The 12786-nt window shown below is 64.4% G+C and carries 9 protein-coding genes and 1 pseudogene; 2 read left to right on the forward strand and 8 right to left on the reverse strand.

Going from position 1 to position 12786, the window contains the following annotated elements; genetic code table 11:
• Positions 1-76: 76 nt before the first annotated feature.
• Both AC0L2U_RS06375 and AC0L2U_RS06380 read left to right on the forward strand, forming a co-directional pair.
• Positions 77-949: a hypothetical protein gene (locus AC0L2U_RS06375; protein ID WP_473601589.1), complete on the forward strand. Its 873-nt coding sequence runs from the start codon at positions 77-79 to the stop codon at positions 947-949.
• Positions 950-1104: 155 nt separating this feature from the next.
• Complete coding sequence (locus AC0L2U_RS06380) at positions 1105-1971, forward strand: hypothetical protein (RefSeq protein WP_128289215.1); 867 nt, start codon at positions 1105-1107, stop codon at positions 1969-1971.
• Positions 1972-2017: 46 nt separating this feature from the next.
• Here AC0L2U_RS06380 and amaB read toward each other — a convergent pair whose 3' ends face one another.
• From amaB to AC0L2U_RS06420, 8 genes and pseudogenes are all read right to left on the reverse strand, one after another.
• Positions 2018-3532, reverse strand: a complete 1515-nt coding sequence (gene amaB / locus AC0L2U_RS06385) for an L-piperidine-6-carboxylate dehydrogenase (RefSeq protein ID WP_473601590.1) — start codon at positions 3530-3532, stop codon at positions 2018-2020.
• Between the two features lie 237 nt (positions 3533-3769).
• A complete protein-coding gene (locus AC0L2U_RS06390) occupies positions 3770-5044 on the reverse strand; it encodes an RNA polymerase sigma factor (RefSeq protein ID WP_127326696.1) in 1275 nt (424 codons plus the stop codon).
• The gene (locus tag AC0L2U_RS06395) at positions 5041-5415 is read right to left on the reverse strand and encodes a YciI family protein (protein WP_127270092.1); all 375 of its coding nucleotides are present in this window, start codon (positions 5413-5415) and stop codon (positions 5041-5043) included. Before AC0L2U_RS06395 ends, AC0L2U_RS06390 begins: the two co-directional genes overlap by 4 nt.
• A 109-nt stretch (positions 5416-5524) precedes the next feature.
• On the reverse strand, positions 5525-6631 hold the full coding sequence (locus tag AC0L2U_RS06400) for a DNA topoisomerase IB (RefSeq protein WP_473601591.1): 1107 nt from the start codon (positions 6629-6631) through the stop codon (positions 5525-5527).
• Between the two features lie 99 nt (positions 6632-6730).
• Complete coding sequence (locus AC0L2U_RS06405) at positions 6731-7669, reverse strand: glycosyltransferase family 2 protein (RefSeq protein WP_127326694.1); 939 nt, start codon at positions 7667-7669, stop codon at positions 6731-6733.
• 143 nt (positions 7670-7812) lie between these two features.
• Positions 7813-8697, reverse strand: coding sequence for a transglutaminase family protein (locus AC0L2U_RS06410; protein WP_292133781.1), 885 nt, complete (start codon positions 8695-8697; stop codon positions 7813-7815).
• Between the two features lie 66 nt (positions 8698-8763).
• Entirely contained in the window at positions 8764-11175 is a 2412-nt protein-coding gene (locus AC0L2U_RS06415) for a circularly permuted type 2 ATP-grasp protein (RefSeq protein WP_127809434.1), read from the reverse strand.
• A gap of 6 nt (positions 11176-11181) precedes the next feature.
• A pseudogene (locus AC0L2U_RS06420) lies at positions 11182-12786 on the reverse strand (transglutaminase family protein); the annotation flags it as partial.

The following is a 12786-nucleotide window of genomic DNA, read 5'->3' on the forward strand; positions in this document are numbered from 1 at the left end:
ATTCGGTGCCTCTGGACACAGCTATCGAAGGCTGGAAAATGTAGACGCGACTCCGCTGTTGGAGTTAACTCGGAACATGAGGAGGAAGGCGCTGAATCTGGAAGACATTGCCGGCCATCCGGCCCTGCATCGCTGTGTCCAGGCACAGTCGTTGGCGCTGATCGACATCTATGAAACGAGCCCGCGACTGGCTTCCATTTTCGCCACGCAGCAGCGTTGGCTGATGGGTCATGTCGGCCTTGCCATGCATTTCAGGCGCGATCCGCACGACCGCCGCAAGGAGCTGACGGTATCGCGTTTCATCGAGTTCGTACACCAGCACGCGGTGGCCAGCCGCAACACGGCGGACGCTTTCATCAAGGAGATGCTGCACTATCATGTCGCCGAGTACGTTTCGGGTGGCGACGGGCGCACGCACCCCTTGCAGCCAACGGCGGCAACCGTGCAGACTTTCACCGGCTGGGTCCTTGCTCATCTGCGGACGCTGGATCATCTCGATGGTGCCGACCGGCTGGCCAGCTTCCTGGAGCGGCCCGATATGGTTGCCAGGCTGCAGCCTCTGGTGGCGGACGGCCTGCTTGCCTCCAAGCCGGTGCGCGAGCCCAACCAGACCTTTTCCCTGTTCATCTGGCTCAACAATGGCGGTATCGTCATGGACTGGCTGATGTCGGGCATCGACCCCGATCATGCCGGCCTGCACCGGATTCCGACCAGCGTGGTGTCGATCGGAGATTTCGCCAGATGGCTCAAGCTCTCGCGGACCCACCTCGCCCGCAAGCTGCGCGCTGCCGAGGAACTCGGCAGCATCGGCTGGCTCGGCCAGCGCGGCCATTCGGTGATGTGGGTATCGAACACCTTCTACCAGGAGTACATGACCGTCCAGGCCGCCAAACTGGCCATTGTCGATGCGGCCTTCGACGCCTGTTTTCCAGCCCCGGAAGACCGCTGAAGGATCGGCGCGATCGATATCTGCCCGGACCGAGAACCTTGTCTCCTGGCGATCATAACCTGTTATAGACAGGGCGCGTCTGGACACGGGCCGTGAAGGCTGAAAATGTGATCTGCGTCTTCGTGGCCGTAAGGCTGGATCGGAGCATGGGGGGAATGACGCAGACCTTTGACCATATTGCCGGTCACCCGGCATTGCATCGCTGTGTCCGTGCCCAGGCGCAGGCGATGATCCAGGCCTATGGGACGAACCCGAGGCTTGCCTCGATATTTGCCACCCAGCAGCGCTGGTTGATGGCGCATATCGGCCTTGCCCTGCATTTCAGACGGGAGCCCGATGATTACCGCAAGCAGTTGACGGCGGCGCGTTTCATCGACGTCATCCGGGAGAATTCCGTCGCCAGCCGCAACACCGCCGACGCCTTCCTCAAGGAGATGCTGCATTACAATTTCATCGAGCACCTGCCGGCAACACAGGACGGCCGCATCCGCCCCATTCAGCCAACGATGAACACGCTGGAGACGGTTGCCGGCTGGATGATGGCGCACCTGCACACGCTGGACAGTCTCGACGGTGCGAACCGTCTGGCGACGTTTCTGGAGCGGCCCGATGCTCTCGCCAGGGTGCAGCCGCTGGTGGCCGACGGCCTGATCTCCTCCAGCCCCGTGCGCGAGCCCAGGCAGACCTTTTCGCTGTTCACCTGGCTCAACAATGGCGGCGTCGTCATTGACTGGCTGATATCGGGCGTCGATCCCGACCATGCCGGCCTCGCTGAAATACCGACCGGCGTCGTCTCGATCGGCGATTTCGCCAAATGGCTCAAGCTGTCGCGAACCCACCTGGCACGCAAACTGCGGGATGCCGAAGACCTCGGCAGCGTTGGCTGGCTTGGCCAGCGCGGCAATTCGGTGATGTGGGTGTCGGGCGATTTCTACCGGGAATACATGACCGCCCAGGCCGTCAAGCTGGCTATCATCGATGCCGCGTTCGTCAAGGCCTTCGACTCGCCGGCAGGCAGCTGACCGGTGCGGCATCCCCCGTGCGGGGATGCCCAAGCCGGCGAGCCTTTCAGTCGATATCGAATGACACGCCCTGGGCGAGCGGCAGCGCCTTGGAATAGTTCACCGTGTTGGTGGCGCGCCGCATATAGGCCTTCCATGCGTCGGAGCCGCTCTCGCGGCCGCCCCCGGTTTCCTTTTCGCCGCCAAAGGCACCGCCGATCTCGGCGCCCGAGGTACCGATATTGACATTGGCAATGCCGCAATCCGATCCGTCGACACCCAGGAAACGCTCGGATTCCTGCAGGTCTCGGGTGAAGATCGACGAGGATAGGCCTGCCCCCACGGCATTGTGCTCGTCGAGCACCGCGTCGAAATCCGAATATTTCATCACGTAGAGGATCGGTGCGAAGGTCTCTTCCGTGACCGGTGACACCTGGCTTGGCATTTCGACCAGCGCCGGGTGCACGTAGTACGCATCCGGATGGCCGTTCTCGACCCGCGTGCCGCCGGTCACCTTGCCGCCATGGGCAGCGGCTTCCTTCAGCGCCTTCTGCATGGCGTCGAAGGCCGCCTTGTCGATCAGCGGCCCGACCAGCGAGGAGGTCTCCAGCGGATTGCCGACAGACACACTCTCGTAAGCCTTCTTGAGGCGCGGAACCAAGGCGTCGTAGACGCTGTCATGCACGAACAGGCGCCGCAGCGTCGTGCAGCGCTGGCCGGCCGTGCCCATCGCTCCAAACGCAATCGCGCGCAGCGCCATGTCGAGATCGGCGGTCGGGCAGACGATGCCGGCATTGTTGCCGCCGAGTTCCAGCACCGCGCGCGCAAAGCGCTTGGCCAGCCGCGGGCCGACGTCGCGGCCCATGCGGGTCGAGCCGGTTGCCGAAACCAGCGGCACTTTGGGGTGATCGACCAGGATCTCGCCGACGGCGCGGTCGCCGATCAGCACCGGCGCCAGGCTATCAGGTGCGTCCGCGCCGAAGCGCTCGACCGCACGCTTGAAGATAGCCTCGCAGGCAAGTGCGGTCAGCGGCGTCTTTTCCGACGGCTTCCACACCACTGCGTCGCCGCAGACCAGTGCCAGGGCTGCATTCCACGACCACACAGCCACCGGGAAGTTGAAGGCGGAAATGACGCCGACGACGCCGAGCGGATGCCAGGTTTCCATCATCCGATGGCCCGGGCGCTCGGTGGCGATGGTCAGGCCGTACAATTGCCGGGAGAGGCCTACAGCGAAATCGCAGATGTCGATCATCTCCTGCACTTCGCCGAGCCCCTCGGACGGGATCTTGCCGACCTCGATCGAGACCAGCCGGCCAAGCTCGGCCTTGTGCGCGCGCAGCTCCTCGCCGAGCAGCCGCACCAGTTCGCCACGCCGCGGGCCGGGCACCATGCGCCAGGCCTGGAAGGCCTTGTGCGCGGCATCGATGGTCTTAGCCGCTTCGGCCGGCGAGATCGTCCTCAGCGCCGCGATCTGCTCGCCCGTCACCGGGCTGCGCACGATCAGGTCGCCGCCGACAAGCGTCTCCTTGGCCACACCCAGTTTCGCCAGCAGTTCGGTCGTTTCCTTGCCTATCGTCATTCTTGTCCCTTTCAGATCCAGTCGCTCATAATGCATGTCGCCCAAAAGTGCCCCGGTTTTGGAACAACGACATGCACAAAAGGCATGCCGGTCAAAGCCTGGCGTCATGCTGCCCGCGTGCACAAAGGCACCTCAGGCACGATCATCGCGTGGCATTACTCGTTTCAAGGGAAAATCACCACCCCGGCATGGTCTAAGCCCAAACTGCACGATTGAGCCAGATGGGGCAGATGGCGCTCAGTTTGCCTTCTTGGCCGCTGGGCGTACCGCACCGTCCCTGATCAGCCGGTCGATATGCATGCGGATATGTGCCGCTTCCGCCGCCGTGTTTGCAAGCGCTATGGCGCGGTCGAAGGCGACGCGCGCCTCGTCGCCCCGGTCGAGCTGCATCAAGAGGCCCCCCTTGAGGCCGAAAAAATGGAAATAGCCGGAAAGCCGTTCTTCCAGCGGCTCGATCATGGCCAGCGCCTCTGCCGGTCCACGCACCTTCGAGACCGCGACGGCCCGGTTGAGTGTGACCACCGGCGACGGCTGCATCTGCTCCAGCAAGCGATAGAGCAGGTCGATCTCGTTCCAGTCGGTATCCTCGGCCCTTTCGGCCCGCGCGTGCAATGCGGCAATCGCCGCTTGCACCTGGTAGGGGCCGGGCTTGCGATGGCGTAGCGCCTTGTCGACCAGCGCCAGCCCCTCATCGATCATCTTGCGGCTCCACAGGCTGCGATCCTGGTCTTCGAGCAGCACGATCTCGCCGCTCTCGTCGAAACGGGCCGGTGCGCGCGCATGCTGCAGAAGCAACAGCGCCGTCAGCCCCATGATCTCCGGCTCGGTCTGGAACAACCGCAGCAGGAGCCGTGCCAGCCGGATCGCCTCCTCGCACAGCGGTGCGCGGGCCGGCGCCTCGCCGCTGTTGGTCGAATAGCCCTCGTTGAAGACCAAGTAGACCATGGCGGCGACGGCGGCGAGCCGTTCCGACCGCTCGACCGCGCCCGGCGTCTCGAACGGCACGCCGGCGTCCGCAATGCGCGCCTTGGCGCGAGTGATGCGCTGCTCCATGGCGCTTTCGCCAACCAGGAAGGCGCGCGCGATCTGCTTGACCGTAAGACCGGAGACGATGCGCAGCGCCACCGCGATCTGCTGCGTTGCCGGCAGATCAGGATGGCAGCAGATGAACAGCAGCCGCAATATGTCGTCGCGGTAGTGCGCCCCATCCAGCCGCTCGGCGATATCGCTCTCGGCGTCCTCCAGATCCGAAACCTGGTCTTCCTCCGGCATCGGCGCCTGCTTGGCGCGCTTGCGCACCGCATCGATGCCGCTGTTGCGGCCGACGAAGATCAGCCAGGCCGCCGGGTCGCGCGGCGGCCCGTTCTGCGGCCAGTTCTTCAGCGCCCTGAGGCACGCGTCCTGGAAAGCTTCCTCCGCCGTATCGAGATCGCGGAAATAACGCAGCAGCGCACCCATCGCCTGCGGGCGGGCGGCGCTGATCGCGGAGCTTATCCAGGCCATCTCGGTCATGCGGAAACCTTGGCGGGATTGAAGATCGAGACCGGCCGGATCTCATAGGAGCCGCCGCTCGGGTTGACTTCGGAAAGCTCGCGGGCGAACTCCACCGCCTCGTCGAGATCGGCGCATTCGAGCGTGTAGAAGCCGAGGAACTGTTCCTTGGTCTCGGCGAACGGCCCGTCGATGACGACCGATTCGCCCTTGACCTTTCTCAGGGTCGTCGCGGCGGTCGTCGGCAGAAGCCGTGCCACCGGGCCGAGCCGACCAGCCTTGGCGTACTTGTCCTGAACGTCGAGGAGATTGGCCATGACCTCGTCGTCCTGTGCCTTGCTCCAGGAGCAGACGACATCTTCGGAGGCATAGCAGAGGATTGCGTAGAGCATGGCGGGTCCTTTTCTCTGTCAAAGGACGAAACAGTAAGACCGATCCCGACACGACGTCGATAAAAAAAATCCAGATGTAGACGGATTTGGCCACGGCCAGCCGCGCCGGTCAGCTTTCTCCCAGTTTCAGCCATCGCAGCACGAGAGCTTCCTCGTCATCGAGACCATCGATGGAGCGTTTGCGTTTGTTGGCTTGCGCCATTTCATTCAGCAACCGCCCCTCGGACCACGCTTCGAAGACCCGCGGATGGATATAGCATTTGCGGCAGACGGCACGCGTATTGCCCAGCCGCTCGGCAACCTTGTCGATGACGCTGTTCATCGCCCTGTTTCGTTGCGCCTGGCTTTGCGGCAGTTCCGTTTGGGCAAACAGCGACGCGGCGTGAATGGTGCCGCCCCAGGTGCGGAAATGCTTCGAACTGAAGGCGTCACCGACCGCCTCACGGATATAGCGGTTGACGTCCTCGGAGCGGACCGGCCTCCTGTTGCCATCCTCATCGAGATACTGGAACAGCTTCTGGCCTGGCAGGTCCTGCGCGCCGCGCACAATCCTGGCGATGCGGCGGTCGACCAGCTTCAGCTTCCACTCCTTGCCCGACTTGCCCTTGAAGGCAAAGCGCAGGCTTGAACCGACAATATCCACATGCCGGTCGCGCAACGTGGTCAACCCGAAACTCTTGTTGTCGCGGGCGTAGGCGGCATTGCCGACCCGGATCATCGTGTTGTCGAGCAGCCAGACGACCGCGGCGACGACACGCTCGAACGGCAGGCCACGACGGCGCAGATCGCTGTCGATCCTGTGCCGCAGGTCCGGCAGGCTCTCGGCGAAAGCAACCAGGCTCGAATATTTGGCACCATCGCGCTCTTCGGCCCATTGCGGATGATAGCGATATTGCTTGCGTCCGCGCTGGTCCCTGCCGGTTGCCTGGATATGGCCGTCCGCGTCCGGCGAAATCCACACATCCGTCCAGGCCGGCGGAATGACGATCGCCTCGATTCGGGCCCTGGTAGTGTCCGAAACTGTTCCTCCGTCCGGTCCCTTGTAGGAAAACCCCTTGCCCGTCTTCAGCCGCCGGATACCGGGCTCAGCATCACTGACATAGCTAAGCGACGCATGGTCGGCCGAGCTTTGTGCCCCGTTTTTGGGCGCACCATCTGGCGATACAGCGTCCTCGCCAGCCGGTCGGCCGGGCGACAATCCGGATTTTTGCAACATGTCGGCTCCACGCGAATTCCGTAGATAAGCCACTGGCCGACCGCTGGTTCCACCCGCCGTCCGAAAAGCGCCTCGCGCCGATATCGCGCTGGCCGGCGCCTACAGAGCGCCTTGCAGCTTGATCGGCGGCGCCGACAAACGCCGCCGCGCCGCGAGCTTGAACCTGTAGCGCAGGCAGCGCCAAGCTTCTGAGCGCCGCTTCGGCGCGGCCGCGGCTACCGCCAGGAAGCGCGCCGCGGTGCCTAGATCGCCGCGCGCATAGTGGACCCGGGCGATCTTGAGGGCGACAAGCCCTTCCCTGGCCTTGAGCGCCGACAACGGGATGTTGCAGTCGGTGAGTGTGCGCAGTTCCCGGCGCCAGTCCAGAAAGCGCCGCACCGGGTTGAGGGCAAAGCGGTCATCGGAACGTACCGGCGAAACCTCATAGACCATGACAGGTTGCGAGACCATGGCGAGCGATGCCTTGCTCATCAGCCGTGCCCAGAACAGCGTGTCCTCGTCATAGGCCATTCCGATGGGGAACCGCGTCTCGCCGATCAGGGTCCGCGATGCCAGAACGCTGCCCACGGCGACCGAACGTATGTCGCCTTTCACATAGGCCGAGGCATTTGCCAGGCACGCAGCCTGATAGCCGTTCGGCATCTTGATCTGCCGGTCCTGGCCGTTCACCCGTCGCCGGTAGGCACCCACGATCATGTCGGCCTCCGGCTGCTCCCGGGCCTTGCGGAGCAGTGCGCGCAACCCGCCCCGCAGATGCAGGTCGTCGGCATCGATCAGGTAGACCCAGGAATAGACCGCTTCGGCCAGCGCCAAATTGCGGGCACCGCCTGCATCGCGGCATTTGGCCGACAGCACGCGCAGCGGCAACGAGAGTTGTGCCGCGGCCTCCCGCGCGATGGTTGCCGTGCCATCGGTCGACGCATCGTCGACCAGCAATATCTCGCCGATGATCTCGGCCTCGCTGCGTAGCGATGCCAGCGTTGCAGCAATGGTCGCCGCCGCGTTACAGGCAGGAATGACGACGCTGATTGCTCTCAATTACAAAACCTCGCGCCATGCGCTTGAGGATACAACTACCGTCACCCCGAAACGAATACAGACTAGCGGCCGCATCGGTATTTGAGAAGCAGTCTTGTCCATCCCGAATTGCGGCGCAAATACCGCTGCGTGTACGACCTGCTTCAGGCTCTTTCGAGCACGACCGGAATGACGTCGACAGCTTGCTCGCCAACCTGTCCCCCCGTGGTCTTGAGCACGCCGACGATCGGCGCCACGTCCGAATAGTCGCGGCCGTGGCCGACGGTGATATGGTCGTTGCTGGCCCGCATGCCGTTGGTCGGATCGAATTCCTGCCAGCCCGCATCGCGCCCGCACCAGACCTTGACCCAGGCATGCATGGCATCGGCGCCTTCCAGCCGGGGCTTGCCCTTCGGCGGGATGGTGCGCAAGAAGCCGCTGACATAGCCGGCCGGAATACCGAGCCCGCGCAGGCCGGCGATCATGATGTGTGAAAAGTCCTGGCAGACGCCGCGCTTCAACTTGAAGGCATCACTGGCCCGGGTCCGCACCGTTGTCGCTTCGCCGTCATAGGTGAAATCGCGATGGATGCGATTGCACAGGCTCACGGCCGTGCCGGCGGCAGAGCCGGCGATGCTGTCGCGTGCGTAAGCGGTGATCGCATCGTCGATGCCGGCATGGGTGCTGGCCGTCAGGAAGTGGTGCGGTGCATCAGGTGCCAGAGACCGCATCGCGGCGAGTTCTTGCCTCAGCCGGGCGATATCGGGCGACACGTCGAGCCCGGGCTCGGGCCGAGACACCGACACGCGGGCGCTCATCCTGATGTCGAGCGCGTCATGCGCGTCGCGAAAGGCGATCGAGGTGACGTTGTTGCCGAAGAAATCGGAAAAGTCGGAACGTTCGTTGGGTGCCGGCGCAAAGGACAGGGATGCGGCGATGACACGCTGCACGCCTAATATCGTCGACGGCAGTACGCGCACCTGATGACGACCGCCGCCGGCCGCTGCAGCGTAATCGTAATGCAGATGAAGCCTGATGTCGTAGAGCATGTTCTATTTTTCTGCCTTTGCGCAGGTTCTTGTCGCAAAACCGTGCGACACTTTTGCGGAACCTGCTTAGCCGAAATAGGCTTTGGCGAGGCTGTTGTAGAGGCCGCCGATTTCAAAGGCGAGGTCGTCCAGCGCCTTTGCCGTCATATCCGAAGGCTCCTTGATGGCGATCTGGGTGTTGAGCTGCAGGATTTCCTTCGCCGCCGGCGACATTTGTCCCTCGCCGCCGAGTGACGGCAACAGGCCGATTTCGGCTTTCAGCCTTTCGAGCTGGAACAGGATCGAGCGCGGATTGAGCGGATCGAGCGCCAGCAGGTCGATCACCGTGCGCCGACCGGCCTGCACCGGATATTGGCGGCGATGGGTCATCACGCTGTCGCCGATCTCCAGCATCATGTCCAGCGCGCCGTCCGGCGCCTTGGCGCTGGTCAGCCGCGACAGCGTGCGGGAGATCTGGATACCGCGCTCCAGCCGGCGGCCGATCTCGAGGAAGCGCCAACCGGCGAAGCGGTACATGTTCTCGTGCAGCAGGCCGGAAAAGCCGGCGAGCTTACGCAGGATGACTGTCATCGCCCGGGTCGCGTCGTCGCCGGGCGCGACCGTCGTTGCGAACTGATGGATGGTTTTCGACAGGTCCTTCAGCGCCAGCCAGCCATCGGGCGAGAAGCGGTCGCGGATCTGCCCGGCGCTGTAGACCGCACTATCCAGCGTGCCGATCAGCCCTGACGGGATCGCTGTCTCCACATCGATGCCGAAAGGTTCGAGATAATCCCTGATGTCGGCGAGCAGCGGCATATCCGGGTCGGAGGTTTCGGCCAGCCGCACATGGTAGGCGCGCAGGATACGCACCGTGTCTTCCGAGCGCTCGATATAGCGGCCGAGCCAGGTCAGGTTCTCCGCCGCGCGACTGGGCAGGCTGCCGGGCCTGGTGCGGCTGAAACTGTCGCCTTCTTGCGGCAGCAGCGTCTCGCGCTCCACCGGTTTGTCGCTGACAACCCAGACATCCGCCGCCTGGCCGCCACGCTGCATGGCGATCGCCGTCGGGTCGAGCGACAGGCCGATACGGGCAAAACCGCCCGGCATCACCGTCCAGCCTTCCGGCGTTCGCGCCAGGTAGACGCGCAGGCTCGCTGGCCGCGGCTCCAGCCAGCCGCCGACATAGACGGGCGTCGTCGAAAGCGTCACCGCTTCCTGGCCGACGAAATCGCCGCCGTCACGTTCAATGCGCGCCACCAGTTCCGCCCGCTCACCGGCCGACAGAGCCGAGCCTAGCTTCGTCGAATCGTCGTCCTCGAAGGCAAGCCTCGTCGACAGCGCCGGCCCGATCACCATGCGATCGATATTGGCCAGCACATGCGCGCGCTCGGTAGCTTGCCCACACCACCATGTCGCGACACTTGGCAGCAGCAATTCCTCGCCCCGCAAGGCCCGTGAAATCTTGGGCAGGAAGGCAAGCAGCGCGCGCGTCTCCATCAGGCCGGAGCCCAGTGCATTGACGGTAGCAACCGCGCCCTGGCGGATCGCCTCGACCAGGCCCGGCGTGCCGATCTGCGAATCCGGGCGCAGTTCCAGCGGGTCGGCGAAGGCGGCGTCGAGCCGCCGCCACAACACGCTGATCGGCATCAGGCCGGAAACCGTGCGCACCATCAGCCGGCTGCCGGAGACGGTCAAATCCTCGCCTTCGAGCAGCATGATGCCGAGGTAGCGGGCGATGTAGGCGTGCTCGTAATAAGTTTCGTTGAGCGGCCCCGGCGTCAGGATGGCGACGCGGCCGTCGGTCTCCTTGGCCATGCCGATCAGCGCGTCGCGAAAACGGCGGAAAAAGCCTGCAAGGCGGTGCACATGCATCTCGCCATAGATGTCGGACAGCGCGCGTGTGGTGGCGACGCGGTTTTCCAGTGCGAAACCGGCGCCGGACGGCGCCTGCGTACGATCGCCCAGCACCCACCACTGGCCGTCAGGTCCGCGGCCGAGTTCGAAGGCGCAGAAATGCAGGAAGTGGCCGCCCGCCGGCCTGGTGCCGACGACAGGCCGCAAATATTCGGGGCTGGCGGCGATCAATCCCGCCGGCAGGATGCCTTTCTCGACCAGCCGGTTCGGCCCGTAGATATCGGCGATGGTTTCCTCGAACAGGTCGGCGCGCTGCACGAGGCCGGCGCTGATCGCCGCCCACTCGCTCTCCTCGATGAGAACCGGGACATGCGCCAGTGGCCATTCGCGCTCATTGGCACCGGCCTTGTCATAGACGCGGTAATAAACGCCGGCATCGCGCAGATATTGGTCGGCGCGGGCAAAGCGCTGGCCGAGCTTTTCAGCGCCAAGTTCCTCGAGCGCCTCGACAAAATGCTTCCAGGCCGGGCGAGGATTGCCTGACGCATCGACCATCTCGTCGACGACGCCGTCGATCGGCTGGTAGTGCTCCAGCAGGCTGTGGGTCTGCGGCTTGCCGCGTCCCCTCTTGTGATTCCCCTTTGCCATCGCTGATCAGAGTCTTGCCGGCCGCCGAAGGTCAAGGGTCATCGGGAAATCTTCCGCCGGTTGTTCTTCACGGATCACATAGGCGGATGGCGTATGGCCGCGCGGTTCGAAGCGGGCGAGCCGCCGAGCTTCCGCCTCGTTGCCATTGACCGGAAAGGTGTCGTAATTGCGCCCGCCGGGATGGGCGACGTGGTAGACGCAGCCGCCGACCGCACGTCCCGACCAGCGGTCATAGATGTCGAAGACCAGCGGCGTGTTGACCGGCAGCGCCGGATGCAGGCCCGATGCCGGCTGCCAGGCCTTGAAGCGGACGCCCGCCACCGCCACTTCGCGATTGTCGGTGACCTTCATAGGCACGATGCGGCCGTTGCAGACAACTGCGTGACGCTCCGGGTTCAGCCCTTCGGTCTTGATCTGCAGCCGTTCGACCGAGGAATCGACGAAACGCACGGTGCCGCCGATCGCGCCTTGCTCGCCCATGACATGCCAGGGTTCGAGCGCCTGCCGCAGTTCCAGCTTGATGCCGGCATGCTGAACCTGACCGCAGAAGGGGAAGCGGAATTCGAGCTGGGCGTCGAACCATTCGGGCCTGAATTCGAAGCCGTTGAGCTTGAGGTCGTCGAGCACGTCGAGGAAATCGGCCCAGACATAATGCGGCAGCATGAAACGATCGTGCAGTGAGGTGCCCCAGCGCACGAAGCGGCCATCGAGCGGGCTCTTCCAGGCACGGGCAATGATCGCCCTGACAAGCAGTTGCTGCGCGAGGCTCATGCGTGCATTGGGCGGCATCTCGAAGCCGCGGAATTCGACCAGTCCCAGCCGACCGGTCGGTCCGTCCGGCGAAAACAGTTTGTCGATGCAGATTTCCGAACGATGCGTATTGCCGGTGACGTCGGTCAACAAATTGCGGAACAGCCGGTCGACCAGCCATGGCAAGGGTGCGTTGCCCTGGTCCGGATGCGGTACCTGCGCCATCGCGATCTCAAGCTCGTAGAGCGAGTCGTGACGCGCCTCGTCGAAGCGTGGCGCCTGGCTGGTCGGCCCGATGAACAGGCCGGAGAACAGATAGGACAGCGACGGATGGCGCTGCCATTGCAGCACCAGGCTCTTCAGCAGGTCCGGCCTTCGCAGGAAGGGGCTGTCATTGGGTGTCGCACCGCCGACCACGACATGGTTGCCGCCGCCGGTGCCGGTGTGGCGGCCGTCAATCATGAACTTGTCGGCGCCAAGCCGTGTCTGCCGCGCTTCCTCATAGATCGCCGTCGTCGTCGCCACGCAATCCTGCCAGTTGGAAGCAGGATGGATGTTGACCTCGATGACGCCGGGATCAGGCGCGACGCGGATGACGTTGAGGCGCGGATCGTGAGGCGGGCCGTAGCCCTCGATATGCACGGGAAGGCCGATCGCCTTCGCCGCGTTCTCGGCCGCAGCGACCAGTTCGAGATAGTCTTCCAGCGCCTCGACCGGCGGCATGAACACGCAAAGCCGCCCATCGCGCGGCTCGACCGAAAGCGGGGGGGGGGCCCCCCCCCCCCGGGGGGGGGGGGGGGGTTGGTGGGGGGGGGGGGGGGGGGGGGGGGGGGGGGAGGAAGTGGCGTGGTGGGGGGGGGG

This window comes from Mesorhizobium sp. WSM4808, from assembly GCF_055811675.1.

Coding starts and splice junctions, on each gene's coding strand:
- AC0L2U_RS06375 (WP_473601589.1), top strand. CDS start 77: ATGAGGAGGAAGGCGCTGAATCTGGAAGACATTGCCGGCCATCCGGCC.
- AC0L2U_RS06380 (WP_128289215.1), top strand. CDS start 1,105: ATGACGCAGACCTTTGACCATATTGCCGGTCACCCGGCATTGCATCGC.
- amaB (WP_473601590.1), bottom strand. CDS start 3,532: ATGACGATAGGCAAGGAAACGACCGAACTGCTGGCGAAACTGGGTGTG.
- AC0L2U_RS06390 (WP_127326696.1), bottom strand. CDS start 5,044: ATGACCGAGATGGCCTGGATAAGCTCCGCGATCAGCGCCGCCCGCCCG.
- AC0L2U_RS06395 (WP_127270092.1), bottom strand. CDS start 5,415: ATGCTCTACGCAATCCTCTGCTATGCCTCCGAAGATGTCGTCTGCTCC.
- AC0L2U_RS06400 (WP_473601591.1), bottom strand. CDS start 6,631: ATGTTGCAAAAATCCGGATTGTCGCCCGGCCGACCGGCTGGCGAGGAC.
- AC0L2U_RS06410 (WP_292133781.1), bottom strand. CDS start 8,697: ATGCTCTACGACATCAGGCTTCATCTGCATTACGATTACGCTGCAGCG.
- AC0L2U_RS06415 (WP_127809434.1), bottom strand. CDS start 11,175: ATGGCAAAGGGGAATCACAAGAGGGGACGCGGCAAGCCGCAGACCCAC.